Source organism: Faecalimonas hominis (genome assembly GCF_054660755.1).
Window position 1 is genome coordinate 99,331 of the sequence record NZ_BAAHSH010000023.1, and the last position, 18,792, is coordinate 118,122.

Consider the following 18,792-nt stretch of genomic DNA (forward strand, 5'->3'; position numbering starts at 1 on the left):
TTGGACACAGCAGAACGATAAACAGGCATTATAATTTGCGATAATTATAATGCCTGTTTATTTTATGTATTATTTTATCTGTTGAAGTCTTTTTTTCAAAACCGGACCGATAATCAGAGCAGCGATGATTTTAACTGCATCGCCCGGAAGATACGGTAAGACACCGATTGCTAATCCCTGTGTAAAGGAAAGTGACATTTGCTGTGCTATCCAGATTGTTCCGAAAGTGTATGTCAGAGCAGTTCCGAGAACCAATCCGATAGCGGACGGAATAAGACGTCCTTCATAATTTTCAACAAACCAACCGCCGACAAAAGCGAGTAACAGATATCCGATCAGATATCCTCCTGTAGGACCGGCAAGTTTTCCGATTCCGCCTGAGAAGCCGGAGAAAACAGGAAGACCGACAATCCCCAACAGTAAATAAATCAGGCAGCTGACCGTGCCATACTTTCTTCCCAGTGTGTAAGTCCCGAGATAAAGAATAAAAGTCGCAAAAGAAATTGGGACAGGACTAAAAGGAAGTGGGAAAGCAAAAGGAGCAATGACACAGAGAATGGCGGTCATCAGCCCGATGCGTACAAGGTTTTTAGTTGCAAATGTGTGTTCAATTTGTTTGTTCATAAGATACCTCATAAATTTTCTTGAATTAATCCGATAAAGTGTCATACTTATTATAAGTAAGTGACGGGCTGCTGTCAAATAGTAAAAATAAATATTCAGAATATTTTTAAAATAAAATATCGTAATAAAAAAACAAATAAAAAACAGATAAAAAGTGTTGACAAAAATAAAACTGAGTGATATTATAAAGTCAACAAATAACAAAAGAGTTTTTAAACGAAAAGAAGGAGGCTTACTCCAATGGACACGATAGAAAATCCAATTCAATATATCAGTGGTATGGCAAATGAAAGTTCCTATGTTGAAAGCCTTAACCATAGATAAGACCGGTAAAGAAAGATAAGATAGAATCGTTCGGAGAAGTAAAAGAAACCGGAATAGATAAAGAAGATTTAGTATTTGCAGATATATTGAGAAGATACCACAATGATTCAATGATTTAGATGATGTGTAAAGAAACATCAGATAAATGTCACATTTATAACTTATAAATAACAGATATTGAAATTAGTATTCAACTTTGAATTATAAAAACAAGGGCAATTAGGAACAGAAAACAGATAATCCCTCCGATATAAATATATAAAATAAAACTAAATACAAGTATAGCCATTATAATCTTATACATTATAATGGCTATTTTTTTGACATTGACAATCCCTTGTGATAAACTATAACAGTAAAAGTTTAACTATGGAAAATAAGGTTAAAAATAATTAATAGAGGTGAAAAAACATTGGATAAGCATGAATATCGTGTAAAAACAGAGCAGATGCTCGAGTACATGGAAAAGAAACAGTATAAAAAAGCAATGGAAATTGCAGACACAATCGACTGGCACAGAGTAAAAAGTTTGTCCATGCTCAGTACAGTGAGTGAAATATACGAATATAATGGGGAGAACCAAAAGAGCAGGGATATTTTATTCATTGCTTATGACCGTTCTCCAGGCAGCAGAAAGATAGTATATCGCTTGGGAACATTGGCAATTAAAATTGATGATTTGCAGGAGGCGATGGATTGCTATGAAGAATTTCTTTCCATTGCACCGAAGGATCCGAATCAATATATTTTAAAATATAAGATTTTGAAGGCGGAGAATGCGCCGTTAGAAGAGCAGATTGAAGCGCTTGTTGATTTCAAGAAGATGGAATATGTGGAAAAATGGGCGTATGAACTGGCTAAGTTATATAATGCGGCGGGAATGATACCGGAGTGTCTTGAAGAATGTGATGATTTGATTTTGTGGTTTAGCGAAGGAAAGTATGTTCTGAAGGCGATGGAATTGAAGAGACAGCATAAGCCGCTGACTCCTTTGCAGCAGGAGAAATACGATCGTTTCGTTGAGAAGAAAGAACAGGTGAAAAAAGCAAAAGAAGATTTGGACGCGACACGCAAGATTGAGATTCCGAAAGGGATTGCAGAACCTGTGCAGGAGAAAGCAGTTGAGGAAGTTGCAGAAGAACCGGTTGAAGAGACAAGCGGAGAAGTCGCAGAAGAGCCGGTTGAAGAGACAAGCGAAGAAGCCGCAGAAGAGCCGGTTGAAGAGACAAGCGAAGAGATCGTAGAAGAGCCGGTTGAAGAGACAAGCGAGGAAGTTGCAGAAGAACCGGTTGAAGAGATAACTGAAGAACCTGTTGAGGAAGTTCAGGAAGAAGGGACAGAGGAAACTGTAGAAGAAGAGTCAGTTGAAGAACCTGTCGAGGAAGTTTCGGAAGAGTCTGAAACTGAGCCGGAAGAAGTGACGGAAGAAAAAGAACCGGAAAGCATCATTAAAGAACCGGTGGTAGGTTCGACTTTGGAAGAAGCGGTTGCAAGAGGCGTAGCCGCTGCGGTTAATGTAACTGCCAGAGAAAAAGAAGAAGAGGCAATGACAGCGCAGGAGAAACTGGAAGGTATTCTCCAAAATTGGGAAGAAACACAAAGAGCGGTTGAGCAGGAAATCGAAAGAAAGAAACAGGAGGCTGAGGCTGAGCGGGAGGCAAAAAGAAAAGAGCGCGCAGCACAGAGCATGTTTAACACAACTCCGATTATTCCTGATGACATTCAGCAGTTGCTTGATGATTTGGAAAGTGAAATGAAAGAATCTGAAGAAGCAGAAGAAGATGTTGAAATCAATGAGGTTGTAGAAGAACCGACGGTGGAAGAAACTGAAACAACAAAGCCGGCAGAGGAAATACAGGAAGAACAAGTTGAGGAAGTGACGGAAATGGAAGCGGAAGTGACAGAAGAACCGATTATGGAGGAAGAACCTGAGGAAGTTGTTGAGGAGACTGTGGAACAGCCTGTAGAAGAACCTCAACCGCAGGAAGAAATTTTTGCTGATGACGATGATATTATCGAGAAACAGTTTGATATTTCTTTGCAGGAAGAAATAGAAGAACCGGTTGAAAAAGACGATGAGTTAGAAAAACTGCAGAATGAAACGAAAAAAGATGTAGACAAAGAAACAGACGGAGTTTCTTTTGACACCGGTTTTATCGTTCAGGGGAAATATGATTTGGAAGCGCAGAGTGAGATTGGAACAAAAGCCGGTCTTACTGAAGAACAGAAGAAGTTATTCTCCTACTTTGTTCCCGTAAGAGGAATGAGTGAGCAGATAGTGGAAGTGCTTGAAAATGATAAAAACTGCAATACAAGATATGGAACGTCACGCACTGGCAATATTCTTGTTGTAGGTCGTCAGGGAACAGGAAAAACTGTTTTGGCAGTCAATGTAGTGAAAGCGATTCAGAAAGCAAGAAAACTGAAACAGGGTAAAGTAGCCATTGTCACGGGAGAAGCGCTGAATAGAAAAGATTTGTCAACAGTTCTCGGCAAATTAAAAGGCGGGGCGTTAATCGTTGAAAAAGCGGGAAAAATGAACCAGTCAACAATTGAGGCGCTAAATGAGAAGATGGAAGAGCAGACGGGAGAACTTCTTGTTGTTTTAGAAGAACAGAGAAAACCTTTAGAAAAACTTCTCTCAGAAAATCCGGGATTCAGAAGAAAATTCACTTCTAAACTGGAACTTCCGATTTTCATCAACGACGAATTGGTTACATTTGGACAGACGTATGCAAAAGAAAACGGCTACAGAATTGACGAGATGGGTATTCTGGCACTTTATAGCCGAATTGATATTTTGCAGAAAGAAGACCATGCGGTAACGGTTACGGAAGTAAAAGAGATTATGGATCATGCGATTGAGAAAGCACAGCGTGTAAATATAAAACATTTCTTTAAACGTTTATTTGGTAAACATACAGACAATGCCGACAGAATAATTTTGACGGAACAGGATTTTAAATAGTGGTTTTGTGAAGAAAGGGTGTAAAAACCCTTTCTTTTTAATTGGGACTAAAGTATAATGAAGAGAAGGAAAATATGCGGGAAGGTGAATATATGACAAATAAAAATATAAGATATTCATACGAAATTGGTGAGTTGGACCATTATTTATTTGGACAGGGAACTCATTACGAGATTTATAAAAAAATGGGAGCACATAAGGTAAAGCGAGGAGCGAAAGAAGGAGTATATTTTTCTGTTTGGGCGCCTCATGCAAAGGAAGTTTCGGTTGTTGGAGAGTTTAATGACTGGGACAGAGAGAAAAATCCAATGGAGCGGGGAGAACCTTTGGGAATTTACACCTGTTTTGTACCAGAGGCAAAAGAAGGAATGCTCTATAAATTTTGTATTGAAACACATAAAGGAGAATTGCTTTATAAGGCGGATCCGTTTGCCAATTACGCAGAAGTACGTCCGGGAACAGCGTCCCGCATCACAGATATAACGAACTTAAAATGGACGGATAAGGAATGGCTTGAAAAGAGAAAATCATGGAATCATAAAGAAAATCCGATGTCTATCTATGAAGTACATATGGGTTCATGGAAGAGACATGAAGGATACGGGAAAGACAATGGATTTTTTACTTACCGTGAATTTGCCAAAGAGGCAGTCGCTTATATGAAGGAGATGGGCTACACTCACATTGAGTTGATGGGGATAGCGGAGTATCCTTTTGACGGTTCGTGGGGATATCAGGTGACAGGATATTATGCACCGACCTCCCGCTATGGAACACCGGAAGATTTTGCGTATATGATAAATCTTTTCCATAAAAATAAAATCGGGGTTATTTTAGACTGGGTACCGGCACATTTCCCGAAAGACGCACATGGTTTGGCGGATTTTGACGGAACACCTACTTTTGAATATGCAGATTCGAGAAAAGGGGAACATGCCGACTGGGGTACGAAGATTTTTGATTATGGGAAATCAGAAGTACAGAACTTTTTGATTGCGAACGCATTGTTTTGGATAGAACATTTTCATATTGACGGGCTGCGTGTAGATGCAGTTGCGTCCATGCTGTATTTGGATTACGGCAAGGAAGACGGACAGTGGGTTGCCAATAAATATGGCGGCAATGAAAATCTGGAAGCAATTGAGTTTTTTAAACATTTGAATTCAGTTGTTCTTGGAAGAAATCCGGGAACACTTATGATTGCGGAGGAATCGACAGCGTGGCCTAAAGTGACGGGAAGCCCGGAAGAGAACGGTTTGGGCTTCAGTTTAAAGTGGAACATGGGCTGGATGCACGACTTTACAGAATATATGAAGTTAGATCCGTATTTCAGACGCCCGAATCATCATCTGATGACGTTTGCGATGACTTATGCATACAGCGAGAATTATATTCTCGTATTGTCACATGATGAGGTTGTACATTTGAAATGTTCCATGTTAAATAAGATGCCGGGGCTTGGATTTGACAAGTTTGCCAACTTAAAGGTCGGCTATGCCTTTATGATGGGACACCCGGGCAAGAAACTTTTATTTATGGGGCAGGATTTTGCGCAACTCCGGGAGTGGAGCGAGGAGAGAGAATTGGACTGGTATCTGCTCCGTGAAGACAACCATCAGGCGATTCAGAATTTTACCCGCGATTTATTGCAGTTATACAAAAAAAATAAGGCGATGTATGAATGCGATAACGATCCGGAAGGATTTGAGTGGGTAAATGCAAATGATGGCAACAGGAGTATTTACAGTTTTATCAGACATTCCAAAAACGGAAAGAAAAACTTACTGTTTGTATGTAATTTTACTCCGATGGAATGGGCAGATTACCGTGTGGGAGTGTCGCGAAGAAAACAGTATAAACTCGTCCTTGACAGTGATGAAAAACAATATGGCGGAATGGGGAAAAAGCGTCCGTCCGTATATAAGGCGACAAAGGGAGAGTGTGACGGCAGACCATATTCTTTTGCGTATCCGCTTTCGCCTTACGGGGTTGCCGTATTTGAATTTTAATAGAAGATAAGAGGAACAAAAATGAGGTTAAGAAACATTCCGGGAGCAAGAGAGACAATCGACGCTAACCCGATAGCAATAAAAAATGAGAGGGAACACAAAGGAAAATGGAATGAATTATTTGGAAATGATAATTTGTTACATATTGAGATAGGTATGGGGAAAGGGCAGTTTCTTTTGACGCTGGCAAAACAGAACCCCGATATAAACTATATAGGAGTGGAGCGATATTCCAGTGTCCTTCTGAGAGCGCTGGAGAAATATGAGACGGAAGAGTTTTGCGGGTTGGAAAACATTCGATTTATCTGTATGGACGCAAATGACATTGCAGAAGTGTTTGCCCCTGAGGAAGTGGATAAAATTTACCTGAATTTTTCAGATCCGTGGCCGAAGGCGAGACATGCAAGAAGGCGTCTCACTTCAAAAGAGTTTTTAAGCAGATATGAGAAGGTGCTGGCAAAAGACGGAACATTAGAGTTTAAGACGGATAATCGTCCGCTGTTTGAATTTTCATTGGAGCAGGCGGAAGAGGCAGAAGGGTGGAAGGTGAAAGAGCATACATTTGACCTTCACCACAATGAAAAAATGAATGAGGGAAACGTTATGACTGAATATGAGCAGAAGTTTTCGTCGCAGGGAAATCCGATCCACAAACTGATTGCAGAGAGGCAATAGGACAAACTATATTGCATATCCTAATAAAAAGGGGGATATGTGATGAGCAGTAAGAGAAAAGTAAAAAACAAAGTGAAATGTGTCTTATACGACAGACCGAAACTGAATAGGAAACTTTCCTGTACAAAACGCTCATTTGATGAAGTAGTTCGTATACTGAATCCCCGCTGTAAATGTTAAATGGAGGTGGGAGCATGAAGCCGGAACTGGTTGTGATTTTCGGAAACTGGTGCGCAAAATGTAATATGATGATGCCGATTGTGGAGGAGATTGCACTGGAATACAAAGATGTGCTGCGAGTGACAAAGATAGAAGTGGAAAATGAGAACGAAGATTTACAGAAGAATTATGGAGTAGACATCGTTCCCACATTTTTGATACAAAAAGACGGAAAAGAACTGGGAAGAATGAGCGGTCTGATAGATAAAAAATTGATGGTTAAAAGAATTTTTTCGGTTTTGTAAATACTTGAATATCCGACGGGAAAATGATATAGTATTTGTTAGAAGTAGGGAAAAACAGGTTGTATAACCTGTTTTTCTTGCGTTCGGAAGAAATTTAATCTGATACAGTGATAAAAAGGAGAAATATATGAAAGCAGAAACAAAAAAAGAACTCAAAGATATTTTTGATTTAAAAAGACTTTTTTTCGTTATTTTAGGGAATACCATTTATGCGGCGGGAATTGCGGCATTTGTTCTCCCGACAGGGCTTATTACGGGAGGAACGACAGGATTGGGACTGATTGCGAATCATTATTTTCAAATTCCGATTGAATTGTTTGCGGCCGCCTTTAATGTGACGATGTTCATTCTGGCAGTTTTAGTTTTGGGGAAATCGTTTGCACTCACTTCACTTATCAGTACATTCTATTTTCCTGTGATTTTGGGTGTTTTTCAAAAAGTGGAAGTTTTGCAGAATCTCACAGATGATTTAATGCTGTGCACAATTTTTTCCGGTCTTTGCATCGGCGTGGGGATCGGAATGGTTATTAAAGCGGGAGCGTCCACGGGAGGAATGGATATTCCGCCGTTGATTTTTAATAAGAAAATGGGAGTGCCGGTATCTGTGGGACTATATGTGTTTGATTTCTCCATTTTGATTGGGCAGATGTTTTTCAGGGATACGGAGAAGAGTCTGTATGGTATTCTCCTTGTCATGATTTATACGGTTCTTGTAGATAAAGTGTTGTTGATGGGAAAAAATCAGATGCAGGTAAAAATTATCAGTGACGAATATGAGAAAATTAATGCGATGATCCATCAGAAATTGGACAGGGGAACTACTCTTTATAAAACGGAAACCGGATATTTGCATAAAGACGGATTTGCCATTTTTACGGTTGTATCTAACCGTGAACTTCCAAAATTAAACGAGATGGTTTTGGAAATAGACAGCAAAGCGTTTATGGTAATCAATCAGGTGAGTGAGGTTAAAGGGAGAGGATTTACACTCGGTAAGATTAAGATGTAAAAAAAGTTTAAAAACATCTTGAAAAAAGTATAAAATTGTTATATAATATTCCTTGCGTTAAAGAATAAATAATGCAGGAAGCGCGATTAGCTCAGTTGGTAGAGCACCTGACTCTTAATCAGGGTGTCCAGGGTTCGAACCCCTGATCGCGCACTAGGAAGCACTGTTTTTGCAATCTTTGAATTGTGGGGGCGGTGCTTCTTTTTGTTGAAATGAGACAGACAGTACTGGAATACGATACTGTCTGTTTTTGCGTTATAACTGTTCACAGATTTTTTAGAATTTCTCTCTCCCTCAACAGAAAGGGATATGCTATAATGACAATTAGTGCAGACTATTTTAGCAGAGAGGAGAGAAAGGAATGTTCGGATATGTGACGATTTGTAAACCGGAACTGAAGATGAAAGATTATTACACATACAGGGCATACTATTGCGGACTGTGTAAAGTTCTGAAGGAGAAATACGGTTTTCTCGGTCAGATGACATTGACATATGATATGACATTTCTTGTTCTTTTGCTAACTTCTCTATATGAGGAGAAGCCTACACATGAACAGAATCGCTGCATTGTACACCCGGCAAAGAAACATGATATGTTTTTCAATGAGATTACCGAGTATGCGGCGGATATGAATATTGTCTTAACATACTTTCATTTTGCTGATGACTGGCAAGATGAGAAGAGTAAAGTCGGGCTGGCGGGTATGAGAGCCCTTCGGAAAACATATTTGAAGATTAGGGAGAAGTATCCGAATAAATGCGAGAAAATCCGCAGATGTCTCGTGCGCCTGCAAAAAGCGGAGAAGATGAAAGAAGAGAACATTGATGTTGTTTCCGGATATTTTGGGGAATTAATGGGAGAACTTCTTTTGTATAAGGACGATGTGTGGAAAAAGACATTGAAAAGACTGGGATTTTATCTCGGTAAATATATTTATATTTTAGATGCCTACGATGATTTGGAAAAAGACAGGGAAAGCGGAAGTTACAATCCTCTGCTGACTTTGTATAATGATGAACAGTATGAGGAGAAATGCGGTCAGATGTTGACACTTGTGCTGGCGGAATGCAGCAGTACATTTGAAAAACTGCCGTGTATAGAATATGCCGATATTTTGAGGAATATTCTTTATGTAGGTGTATGGAACAAATATGACGATAAACAAAAGCAAAATACAGTGAATGAGGAAGGAATAAAAGAATGATGGCAAATCCATATGAGGTACTGGGAATTTCACCGAGTGCCACCGATGATGAAGTGAAGAAAGCATACAGAGAAATGAGCAGAAAGTACCACCCGGATTCATATACAAATAACCCTCTGTCCGATTTGGCGGAGGAAAAATTTAAGGAAGTACAGGAAGCGTACGACCAGATTATGAAACAGAGAGAAAACGGCGGTTATCAGGGAGGATTTTCAGGACAACAGTCGGGATATTCGTATTCGGGTAACAGCGGTGACGCAAATGTACAGATGCAGGCTGTCGCGAACTATATTAATGCAAGACATTACAGAGAGGCATTGAATGTGCTGAATGGAATCAGCAACCGAAATGCTCAGTGGTATTATTACAGCGCTGCCGCAAACTATGGAATGGGAAATAATATTGTGGCAATGCAGCATGCCCAGCAGGCAGCCGCGATGGAACCGAACAATCCTGAGTATGCCAATATGGTAAATCAGATGCAGTGGCGCGGACAGAGATACCAAAATACGGGATACGGTTACGGGCGTCAGTCTTACGGTACGGGAAATCTGTGTTGTGATTTATGGTGCGCAGACACATTGTGTGAATGTATGGGAGGCGATTTGTGCACATGCATGTAGGAGCAAAGAAAATAGCGGTTTTAGGACTGCTGGCGGCGTTTTCCGTATTACTTATCGTGCTTGGAGCAGTGATTGAAACGAGTACGTTGTTTTTTATATGCGGAGCGAGTTTTTGTGTCGGGATTGCCATTCGTGAATGGGGACTGCGCTACGGATTTTCTTTTCTTGTGGCGACGACACTGGTGGGGCTTTTAGTCGCGCCGAATAAAATGTATTGTGTTACATTTGCGGGAATGGGGTTATATCTGTGCCTTGCGGAAATATTGTGGAATAAATTTGGGAATAAGAGGACATCATTATGGTGTGGAAAATATATTGTGTTTAATCTGATGTACGTTCCTACAATTATTTTTATGCCCCAATTGCTGATCGCAAAGGAAATCAGCAGTACACTTCTCATGATTGTGTGGGCAGCGGGGCAGGCAGGATTATTTATCTATGATAAGGCACATGATTATTTTCAAATATTCATTTGGAATAAGTTAAGGAAGTATTTGTTGAAATGATAAGAACATGGATAGCAGAGGTGACTCCGCTGTTGGAGAAATCAGTTTATCGGAAATGTTATGAAAAACTTCCCACCTTTCGCAAGGAAAAGGCAGACAGAATTGTGCCTGAGGCAGACAGGGCGCTGAGCGTGGGAGCATGGTTATTATATGAATGTGTGAGGAAAGAATGTGGTGTTTCTGCGGAAACACCATTTAATCTGTCCCACTCAGGAAAGATGGTTCTCTGCTCGATTGAGGACAGCGGAGAAAAGGAAATTAAAATTGGCTGTGATATTGAAGAAATAAAAAAGTTGCATACGAAACTGATAAAGCGATATTTTTTTAAATCGGAAGAAAATTTTATTTTGAGTAAACCTTCCGAGGAGGAGAAAAAAGTTGCATTTTACCGTTACTGGGTGCTAAAAGAAAGTTTTATGAAAGCCACAAGATATGGAATGAAAATGGGTTTGGACACCTTTGAAATTATGTGCGATGAAACAGGGGCAAAATTGTTGCGCCAGCCAAAAGAGATATGCGAACAATTTTATTTTAAAGAATATGAGACAGACCTGCCATACCGGGTGGCGGTGTGTTCGACGGGTGATGTTTTTGCGGAGAAAATGGAGAAAATGGATTTAAGTATATACTGGAGATAGACATGAAGGAAAAGTTGCAGAAGATAGGAGAGAATTTAAAGAGAGTCAGGCTGAGCAAAAGGGCATGGCTGATAATCGGTGCGGTTCTGCTTTTAGTTGCAGGTACTGTCGCGGGATATTTTATGGGAAAGTATTTTGCAGACAGTAAGGCGGAGGAAAATAAGGAGGCGCTGATATCCAAGCATAAGAAAAGAGAAAAAGAATTGGAAGAGCAGTTGCGGGAAATGAAAATACAGAAACCTGAGGAAAGACCATGGTATTTGACGCTGGTCAATGACATAAATCCGATGCAGGAGGGGTATGTTCCGGAACTGACAAAGGTTGTCGGAGAGTATCAGGTCGATTCACGAATAGCGGAACCGCTAAAACAGATGCTTGCAGATGCGAAAAAGGACGGCATGAAGTTGTCTGTCTGCTCGGCGTACCGCTCTGTGGAGAAACAGAAAGAGTTATATAACCTTTATATGGGAAATGAAGTGCGCTCAGGCAAAAATTATTGGCAGGCACTGGAGGAGACAACAAAATCCACGGCATATCCGGGGAAAAGTGAGCATAGTCTCGGCTTGGCCGTGGATATTGTGTCGGCTAAATATACTGCGTTAGACGAGAAACAAAAGGATACACCGGAGGCGAAATGGCTTGCCAAAAACTGTTACAAATATGGATTTATTTTGCGTTATCCGGTGGATAAGACGGACATTACGGGAATTATTTATGAACCGTGGCACTACCGATATGTGGGAAAGGAAGATGCCAAGAAAATTATGGAGCGGGGGATTACTTTGGAGGAATATTTAGGAGAATAATGTCATAGAAGATTGACGAAATAAACGATTATGTTTACAATGAAGAGTAGAGAAAACGTGAGGAGGGAAAACTGATGATGAATCTCACATTCGGTGAGCAGGTAAAAATTGTTCTGAACCGAAGAGGAATGACGATTAAAGAATTGGCAGAAGCGATAGAGGAAAAAACCGGAAAGAAAATGTCCAGACAGAATCTGACACAGCGTCTCAACAGAGATAATTTTCAGGAGCAGGATATGCGGCAGATTGCTGAGATTTTAGGTTGCCCGTTTCAGTTGAGTATTCTCTCGGAAAGTGAGCCTGTCGTAAAACCGCGCAAAGAAAAGAAAGTAGAGAGAGAAGTGACGATTGGCGATTTGGTGGATTTGGAAGAAGAACCTAAGGTAAAACCTGTGGAGAAAAAGACGACGGTTTCCTCCGCTTCGGGCGTATTTAAAGGGTTCAGAAAGCCTTCCGCTTCCTACAAAAGTACTGCTGTGCAGGAGACGAGAAAACGTGAGGAGAAGCAGCAGATTGTCGGAGACATTAACCCTTATACAAGACAGGAATATGAGACAAACAGCGTCCGTATGCACCCGAAACGTATCGGTTATGTGCAGGTGTATGACCGGGGAGAACATAAATGGACGGATATGACGGAATGGGCTTTCTTAGGTTATCAGGAACGCAAGAAGAAACTGATGGGAAAAGATTATGTTCCGCCGATTTATTTAGACTAGCGTAGAATGTGCCAAAGCACATTCTATTTTTTCTGTGTACACGAAAAGAAATCATATAAGAGACAGCCGTAGAATAGATATATGTATAAACAGACAAGATTGAGGGATTGTTATTGAAACGGTTTACACAGTATTTATATGAATATCGTCAAAGAGAAAAAGTGAAAAATATAGGGTTTGTAAAGGTGGAGCAGGGGAAAAGTGAAGGAAAGGTAGAGATACAGACAAGAGGGCTTTTCTTTTCCCGCGGAGGCGGACTGAAAGTATATCTTTTTTACAGAAATAACGATATGTACGAAGGTGTTCTGCAGGGAGAAATAGGGCAGAATAAGCCGATGATTCAATATATGCTGACATTCTCCGATGAAGATATAGGAAATGCGGACAGCGTGGAAGCGATTTGCGGAATTTTCCTTGAAGATGAAGAAAAGAAAAGGTACATGGCTGTCTGGAACGGAGAGGAGATAAATGTGGAAGATATTTCTACGGAACCGCTGAAAGAGATGGAGATACGGGAAGAACCGGAATCAGAACCGGAACCTGAGAAAAATTTCTATGAGAAAATTCAGAGAAAAGATTTGGTAAGGCTTCCGCGAAGAGAGTGGAGACTTGCAAATAATAATTTTTTACTGCACGGTTTTTATAATTATCACCATTTGCTCTGGATAGAGGAAGGGGAAGAATTATACATAGGAGTGCCGGGAGTGAATCATGCCAGAGAGGTGCAGGCGGCGAAGGCATTTGGATTTACTCAGTTTAGGAAAATGGAAAATGAGGAAGTAGAGTTGTCTGAGGAGGAAAGAAATCCGAGAGAGGATTTTGGATATTTTTGCAGGAGGATTGAAAAGAACGAATGAATCAGGACGAGAAATACATGAGAGAAGCCATTAAACAGGCAAAGAAAGCATATGAGATAAATGAAGTGCCAATCGGGTGTGTGATTGTGTGTGAGGATAAAATTATAAGCAGGGGATATAACAGGCGGACAACCGACAAAAATCCGCTTGCTCATGCGGAGATGATAGCCATAAAAAAGGCAAGCAAAAAAGTGGGAGACTGGAGACTGGAAGATTGCACAATGTATGTGACGCTGGAACCGTGTCAAATGTGTTCCGGGGCGATTGTACAGTCAAGAATGAAAAAAGTCGTTGTGGGCTGTATGAATGCGAAGGCAGGCTGCGCCGGTTCCATATTGAATCTTCTGCAAATGGACGAATTTAACCATCAGGTTGAGTTGGAAACAGGGGTTTTGGAAGAAGAATGTAGTCTTTTGATGAAAAATTTTTTCAAAGAACTGCGAAAAGCGAAGCAGAAGCATTGACATTTACAGGTGAAGCAGGGTATAATATAGACTCGTGCAGCCGGGGTGGTAGCGGTACCTTGTACCCACAATCCGCTATAGTGGGGGTGATATTACACGGAGGGCTTTATTTTGTGAGGCTGCCCTCTGAAAGTGGCGTTGATGTTCGGGTCTTACGCGACAGGAATCCATGAACCGTGTCAGGTCGGGAACGGAGCAGCACTAAGTGGAACCTTCTGGGTGCCGTAAGGGTGCCTGGGCTGAGTTAACTACAGAGGTAACGCTCATGAAGTGAGTTCGAAGTGTAATGCACGAAGAAGAGAAATGACAGAGTCCGTAAGGGCTCTTTTTTGTACCATGTATTATGAAGGAGGAAAACATGAAGATTATACTGACGGCAATCAATGCGAAATATATTCATTCCAATCTGGCGGTTTACAGTTTGAAGGCGTATGCGAAGAAATATGCAGAGCATATTTTTCTTGCGGAATATACGATTAATCAGCAGTTAGATGAGATTTTGATGGATATTTATAAGAAGAAGCCGGACGTACTTTGTTTCTCCTGCTATATTTGGAATATATCGTATGTGGAGACACTTATACATGAAATTCATAAAATTATGCCGAACCTTCCAATCTGGCTTGGCGGTCCGGAAGTTTCCTACGACGCGCAGGAAGTGCTGAGACGTCTTCCGGAAGTGAGGGGAATTGTGAAGGGCGAAGGTGAGGAGACGTTTTCAGAAGTGGTTTCCTGTTATATAGAAGGGAAAAGTGAAGACTATCTTCGGGAAATTAAAGGCATTTCTTACCGGAAGAAGGACGGCCGGATTGTGGAAAATCCGTGGAGAGAAATTATGGATTTGAGCAGAGTCCCTTTTGTGTATGAAGATATGGAAGAATTTAAAAATAAAATCATTTATTATGAAACGAGCAGAGGCTGTCCGTTTTCGTGCAGTTACTGCCTTTCGTCCATTGATAAATGTCTTCGTTTCCGTGATTTGGACTTAGTGAAGAAAGAGTTACAGTTTTTCCTTGATAATGAAGTGCCGCAGGTAAAATTTGTGGACAGAACATTTAATTGTAAACACAGCCATTCGATGGAGATATGGAGATATATTGCGGAACACGATAACGGCATAACAAATTTCCATTTTGAGATTTCAGCCGACTTGTTAAACGAAGAGGAATTGGAACTTCTCGGGACGATGCGTGAAGGACTTGTGCAGTTGGAAATCGGCGTGCAGTCTACAAATCCAAAGACAATCGGGGAGATTAAAAGGACGATGCGCTTTGATAAGGTGGCTGACGCAGTGAAGAGGGTGAATGCGGGCAGAAACATTCATCAGCATTTGGATTTGATCGCAGGACTTCCGTATGAAGGTTACGAGAGTTTCGGGAAGTCATTTAATGATGTGTACGCCCTTGCTCCCGAGCAGTTACAGTTGGGATTTTTAAAAGTGTTAAAAGGTTCTTATATGGAGGAACATACGGAAGAATACGGTCTGGTTTATAAAAGCCTTCCGCCGTACGAGGTGCTTTATACGAAATGGCTTCCGTATGAGGACGTTTTAAAACTGAAAAGAATAGAGGAAATGGTGGAGGTGTATTATAACAGCGGACAGTTTTCTTACACGCTGGAACATTTAGTGAGGGAATTTGAGACACCTTTTGCCTTTTTTGAAAAATTAGGGGAATACTATGAAGAGCACGCATTTCACATGGTGAGCCACTCGAGAATTACAAGATATGAGATTTTGCTTGCATTTGCAGAAAAATATGCGGGGAAAAGAGTGGATTTGTATCGTGAACTTTTAATTTTTGACCTGTATCTTCGTGAAAACATAAAGAGCCGTCCTACATTTGCGGGAGAAAATACGACGGATAAAGAATGGCTTGGAGAATTTTACGAAGAGGAGTCAAAAGAACATAAATATCTTTTGGGGTATGAAAAATATGACAAACGTCAGTTGAGGAAAATGACGCATATAGAGAAATTTACTTATGATGTATTGGGGAACGGAGAGAGAAAAGAAACCGTTATTTTATTTGACTATCAGAACCGTAGCAAGTTAAACTACCAGGCAACGGTTTTTCGTTTATAGAATTGTGACTATTGTTTCTTGCAAAAAGATGCCAAAGAGTATAAAATGAAAGTATTCTATTAGAAAACACGGGGGTAGTGAAATGAATTTCTATGATAAAAAATTTAGAAAAATAGTATCTGGCGTAATATTGGTTATTATTGTTGCAATGTTAGCAACTTCCGTATTACCATATATCATGTAAAGAGAACCAAAATCGAGGGAGAGGGTTGGTTTATGCGTAAAGGGATCAAAAATAGCAAAAGAAGGAATGAGAATGAGAAAAAACACCGGAAAACAGCCAAAATATGTGGCTTGATTTTCGTGTGTTTTTTGTTTGTTTACGGGGGAATATATGCCGTACTGCATTATCAGGTCAATAAGCAGGCGGAAGATAAAATATGTGAGGGCGTTTTCATCGGAAGAGTGGACGTTTCGGGCATGAATGCAGAACAGGCACAGAATGCGGTGGATAAGCAGGCTGAAGTGTATGGAAAGCAAAAGATTTCCCTTACAGCCGAGGGAAAGAAAGCGGAAGTCACCTTAGAAGAATTGGGATTTGACATTTCCAAAGAGGAGAAACTGATCGAAGAAGCGGTGGATTATGGGAAAAAGGGAAATGTATTCAGCCGCTATGCCGAGATAAGAAAATTAAAGAAACAAAAGAAGACGTTAAAGCCGGTGTATCAGATTCAGAAGGAGAAGACGGAGAAAGTTTTAAAAGAGAAGGTAGAAAGTTTTCTTCCAAAAGCGGCGGACGCAACGATTACAAGAAAGGACGGGGCATTTGTCCTGACCAAAGAGCAGCAGGGAAAACAACTGGATACAAATAAAACGATAGATGCCGTCAATCAGTATCTGAACAAAGACTGGAACGGGGGAGCGGGAAAAGTGGAAGTTGTTTCCACGATAAAGAAACCTCGTGTGCAGAAAGAAGATTTGGAAAGTATTAAAGATACTCTCGGAACATTTTCCACTTACTGCGGAAGTGGTCAGAGCAGGGTAGTGAATATTATAAACGGTGTAAAGAAGATTAACGGTTCGGTTGTCATGCCGGGAGAGGAGTTTTCGGCCGGGAAGGCAATGCAGCCTTTTGAGAAGAGCAACGGCTATGTGGAGGCGGGAGCATTTGAGAACGGAGAACTTGTGCAGAGTATTGCCGGGGGAATCTGTCAGGTGTCCACAACTCTGTATAATGCTGTGATTGAATCCGAGTTGGAAGTGACGAGCAGACAGCCCCACTCCATGACAGTCAATTATGTAAAACCGTCAAGAGATGCGGCAATCGCGGGAGATTATAAAGACTTCAAATTTAAAAATAATTTGGATACACCGATTTACGTTGAAGGCTATGTATCAAAGGGAAATGTGGTTTTCACGATTTACGGAAAAGAAACAAGAAAGAAAGACAGAAAGATAGAGTATGTGAGCGAGGTTATTTCTACGGAAGCGCCGAAGAAAAAGTTTGTTGCACAGCCGGGTTCGGCCATAGGGGCAATGTCGGTGACAAAAGGTACACACAAAGGAATGACGGCGAGACTTTGGAAAGTGGTTTATGAGGGAGGAAAGGAAGTCAGCAGGGAAATTTTTAACAAAAGTACTTACAAACCTTCCGTGACGACAGTGTCTGTCGGAACTGCTTCCTCAAACCCTGAATATACAAAGCAGATGCAGAATGCGATTAAAACACAGGACGAAAGTAAAATAAAGGCAGCGATTGCGGATATTAAAGCGAAGGAAGCGGCAGCACAGGCTCCCGTGCCTGCACCGCAGCCTCAACCACAGCCAAATCCGCCTGCAGCACCGCAAACTGCACCTCAGGGACAACAATAAGAAGGATAGTAGAGATGAAGATAGGAAATGTATCACAGACGGTTATAAGACGGTCTGTATTAAAACAGTTAAAGACGAAAAGAAAAGAGGCGGTCATACAGCCTTCGGTGGAGGAGATGTGTTCGGGAATCGCTGTTCCTGACGGACAACAGGCAATTTTTACAAATGTGACGCTATATGGTGACGAGAAAGACATTGCCGTGTTTGGGCTGGCACAGGCTTTGAATGATTTGTATACGAGAGGAGCGTCTCCGGTGGGGGCAAATTTAAGTATTTTGCTTCCTCCTTACGCCTACGAATCACGGTTAAAGTCGATGGTGGAATTCGCGGAGCAGACTGCCCAAAGACAGCATATACAGATTTTAAATGTGAAAGCGCAGGTCAGCCCCGTTATCACAAAGGCGGTTGTCACTGTTGTTGGAATCGGGCTGGTGGCAGCTGGAGAACTGATCCAGAGCAATATGGGGAAGGCGAATCAGGACATTGTTCTGACAAAATGGATAGGACTGGAAGGAATGCTTCGCATCGTTCGCGAGAAGGGTGAAGAATTATCGCAGAGATTTGTTCCGGCTTTCATGACACAGGTAAATGCTCTTGAGGAAAATCTGTTTGCGGACAGAGAATTAAAACTGGCAAAAGAGTTTGGAGTATCCGCAATGTGCCAGATTACGGATGGAGGAATTCTTGCGGCATTGTGGAACATGGCGGAAGCGTCCGGTGTGGGCGTGGAAGTGGATTTAAAGAAAATCGCAGTCAAACAGGAAACAATAGAGATATGTGAATATTTTCAGCTCAATCCATACCAGATGACATCGGCGGGAAGCGTGTTGTTTATGACGGACAATGGAAAGGAACTGACTGATTTACTTCTCAGAAAAGGCATACAGGCGGAGGTAATCGGAAGAAGTACGGCAGACAGGGAGAGAGTGATTTACAATCAGGAAGAGAAACGCTATATTGACAGACCGGCACAGGACGAACTGTTAAAGATATATGGAGAGTAA

The 18,792-nt window shown here is 41.1% G+C and carries 18 protein-coding genes, 1 tRNA gene and 1 other RNA gene; 19 read left to right on the top strand and 1 reads right to left on the bottom strand.

Going from position 1 to position 18,792, the window contains the following annotated elements:
* Positions 1-69: 69 nt before the first annotated feature.
* Positions 70-624, bottom strand: coding sequence for a biotin transporter BioY (locus ACYQ35_RS03370; protein WP_009461809.1), 555 nt, complete (start codon positions 622-624; stop codon positions 70-72).
* A 736-nt stretch (positions 625-1,360) separates the two neighbouring features.
* Here ACYQ35_RS03370 and ACYQ35_RS03375 point away from each other — a divergent pair.
* The 19 genes from ACYQ35_RS03375 (at position 1,361) to ACYQ35_RS03465 (ending at position 18,792) form a co-directional block, all read left to right on the top strand.
* Entirely contained in the window at positions 1,361-3,916 is a 2,556-nt protein-coding gene (locus ACYQ35_RS03375; RefSeq protein WP_459830287.1) for a hypothetical protein, read from the top strand.
* A 92-nt stretch (positions 3,917-4,008) separates the two neighbouring features.
* The gene (glgB, locus tag ACYQ35_RS03380) at positions 4,009-5,925 is read left to right on the top strand and encodes a 1,4-alpha-glucan branching protein GlgB (protein ID WP_040449995.1); all 1,917 of its coding nucleotides are present in this window, start codon (positions 4,009-4,011) and stop codon (positions 5,923-5,925) included.
* 21 nt (positions 5,926-5,946) lie between these two features.
* Complete coding sequence (gene trmB / locus ACYQ35_RS03385) at positions 5,947-6,600, top strand: tRNA (guanosine(46)-N7)-methyltransferase TrmB (protein ID WP_459830290.1); 654 nt, start codon at positions 5,947-5,949, stop codon at positions 6,598-6,600.
* Between the two features lie 42 nt (positions 6,601-6,642).
* A complete protein-coding gene (locus ACYQ35_RS03390) occupies positions 6,643-6,780 on the top strand; it encodes a hypothetical protein (protein WP_009461805.1) in 138 nt (45 codons plus the stop codon).
* A gap of 14 nt (positions 6,781-6,794) precedes the next feature.
* Positions 6,795-7,064, top strand: a complete 270-nt coding sequence (locus ACYQ35_RS03395) for a thioredoxin family protein (protein WP_459830294.1) — start codon at positions 6,795-6,797, stop codon at positions 7,062-7,064.
* A gap of 127 nt (positions 7,065-7,191) precedes the next feature.
* Positions 7,192-8,073, top strand: a complete 882-nt coding sequence (locus ACYQ35_RS03400; protein ID WP_459830297.1) for a YitT family protein — start codon at positions 7,192-7,194, stop codon at positions 8,071-8,073.
* A gap of 80 nt (positions 8,074-8,153) precedes the next feature.
* A tRNA-Lys gene (locus tag ACYQ35_RS03405) sits at positions 8,154-8,226 on the top strand.
* Positions 8,227-8,434: 208 nt separating this feature from the next.
* Positions 8,435-9,280, top strand: a complete 846-nt coding sequence (locus tag ACYQ35_RS03410) for a DUF5685 family protein (protein WP_459830299.1) — start codon at positions 8,435-8,437, stop codon at positions 9,278-9,280.
* Positions 9,277-9,903 (top strand): J domain-containing protein, encoded by a 627-nt coding sequence (locus ACYQ35_RS03415; protein ID WP_009461801.1) that lies wholly within the window; start codon positions 9,277-9,279, stop codon positions 9,901-9,903. Before ACYQ35_RS03410 ends, ACYQ35_RS03415 begins: the two co-directional genes overlap by 4 nt.
* Complete coding sequence (locus tag ACYQ35_RS03420; RefSeq protein WP_459830358.1) at positions 9,894-10,409, top strand: hypothetical protein; 516 nt, start codon at positions 9,894-9,896, stop codon at positions 10,407-10,409. The genes ACYQ35_RS03415 and ACYQ35_RS03420 overlap by 10 nt, the downstream gene beginning before the upstream one ends.
* Positions 10,406-11,047 (top strand): 4'-phosphopantetheinyl transferase family protein, encoded by a 642-nt coding sequence (locus ACYQ35_RS03425; RefSeq protein ID WP_459830302.1) that lies wholly within the window; start codon positions 10,406-10,408, stop codon positions 11,045-11,047. The genes ACYQ35_RS03420 and ACYQ35_RS03425 overlap by 4 nt, the downstream gene beginning before the upstream one ends.
* Positions 11,048-11,049: 2 nt before the next feature.
* A complete protein-coding gene (locus tag ACYQ35_RS03430) occupies positions 11,050-11,853 on the top strand; it encodes a M15 family metallopeptidase (RefSeq protein ID WP_459830305.1) in 804 nt (267 codons plus the stop codon).
* Between the two features lie 74 nt (positions 11,854-11,927).
* Complete coding sequence (locus ACYQ35_RS03435) at positions 11,928-12,572, top strand: hypothetical protein (protein WP_459830307.1); 645 nt, start codon at positions 11,928-11,930, stop codon at positions 12,570-12,572.
* 113 nt (positions 12,573-12,685) lie between these two features.
* Positions 12,686-13,429, top strand: coding sequence for a DUF6128 domain-containing protein (locus tag ACYQ35_RS03440; protein ID WP_459830309.1), 744 nt, complete (start codon positions 12,686-12,688; stop codon positions 13,427-13,429).
* Positions 13,426-13,893, top strand: a complete 468-nt coding sequence (gene tadA / locus ACYQ35_RS03445; RefSeq protein WP_009461795.1) for a tRNA adenosine(34) deaminase TadA — start codon at positions 13,426-13,428, stop codon at positions 13,891-13,893. Before ACYQ35_RS03440 ends, tadA begins: the two co-directional genes overlap by 4 nt.
* Before the next feature lie 32 nt (positions 13,894-13,925).
* Positions 13,926-14,187, top strand: an RNA gene (ffs, locus tag ACYQ35_RS03450) — signal recognition particle sRNA large type.
* Between the two features lie 64 nt (positions 14,188-14,251).
* Complete coding sequence (locus tag ACYQ35_RS03455; RefSeq protein WP_459830312.1) at positions 14,252-15,976, top strand: B12-binding domain-containing radical SAM protein; 1,725 nt, start codon at positions 14,252-14,254, stop codon at positions 15,974-15,976.
* A 216-nt stretch (positions 15,977-16,192) separates the two neighbouring features.
* Entirely contained in the window at positions 16,193-17,788 is a 1,596-nt protein-coding gene (locus ACYQ35_RS03460) for a VanW family protein (RefSeq protein WP_459830314.1), read from the top strand.
* Between the two features lie 14 nt (positions 17,789-17,802).
* Positions 17,803-18,792 carry an AIR synthase-related protein gene (locus ACYQ35_RS03465; protein ID WP_459830316.1) on the top strand — a complete coding sequence of 330 codons (990 nt, stop codon included), beginning with the start codon at positions 17,803-17,805 and terminating at the stop codon, positions 18,790-18,792.

Bases quoted from the DNA above. Each gene is read 5' to 3' on its own strand.
- ACYQ35_RS03370 (WP_009461809.1), bottom strand. From the start codon at position 624: ATGAACAAACAAATTGAACACACATTTGCAACTAAAAACCTTGTACGC.
- glgB (WP_040449995.1), top strand. From the start codon at position 4,009: ATGACAAATAAAAATATAAGATATTCATACGAAATTGGTGAGTTGGAC.
- trmB (WP_459830290.1), top strand. From the start codon at position 5,947: ATGAGGTTAAGAAACATTCCGGGAGCAAGAGAGACAATCGACGCTAAC.
- ACYQ35_RS03390 (WP_009461805.1), top strand. From the start codon at position 6,643: ATGAGCAGTAAGAGAAAAGTAAAAAACAAAGTGAAATGTGTCTTATAC.
- ACYQ35_RS03395 (WP_459830294.1), top strand. From the start codon at position 6,795: ATGAAGCCGGAACTGGTTGTGATTTTCGGAAACTGGTGCGCAAAATGT.
- ACYQ35_RS03400 (WP_459830297.1), top strand. From the start codon at position 7,192: ATGAAAGCAGAAACAAAAAAAGAACTCAAAGATATTTTTGATTTAAAA.
- ACYQ35_RS03410 (WP_459830299.1), top strand. From the start codon at position 8,435: ATGTTCGGATATGTGACGATTTGTAAACCGGAACTGAAGATGAAAGAT.
- ACYQ35_RS03415 (WP_009461801.1), top strand. From the start codon at position 9,277: ATGATGGCAAATCCATATGAGGTACTGGGAATTTCACCGAGTGCCACC.
- ACYQ35_RS03420 (WP_459830358.1), top strand. From the start codon at position 9,894: ATGCATGTAGGAGCAAAGAAAATAGCGGTTTTAGGACTGCTGGCGGCG.
- ACYQ35_RS03425 (WP_459830302.1), top strand. From the start codon at position 10,406: ATGATAAGAACATGGATAGCAGAGGTGACTCCGCTGTTGGAGAAATCA.
- ACYQ35_RS03430 (WP_459830305.1), top strand. From the start codon at position 11,050: ATGAAGGAAAAGTTGCAGAAGATAGGAGAGAATTTAAAGAGAGTCAGG.
- ACYQ35_RS03435 (WP_459830307.1), top strand. From the start codon at position 11,928: ATGATGAATCTCACATTCGGTGAGCAGGTAAAAATTGTTCTGAACCGA.
- tadA (WP_009461795.1), top strand. From the start codon at position 13,426: ATGAATCAGGACGAGAAATACATGAGAGAAGCCATTAAACAGGCAAAG.
- ACYQ35_RS03455 (WP_459830312.1), top strand. From the start codon at position 14,252: ATGAAGATTATACTGACGGCAATCAATGCGAAATATATTCATTCCAAT.
- ACYQ35_RS03460 (WP_459830314.1), top strand. From the start codon at position 16,193: ATGCGTAAAGGGATCAAAAATAGCAAAAGAAGGAATGAGAATGAGAAA.
- ACYQ35_RS03465 (WP_459830316.1), top strand. From the start codon at position 17,803: ATGAAGATAGGAAATGTATCACAGACGGTTATAAGACGGTCTGTATTA.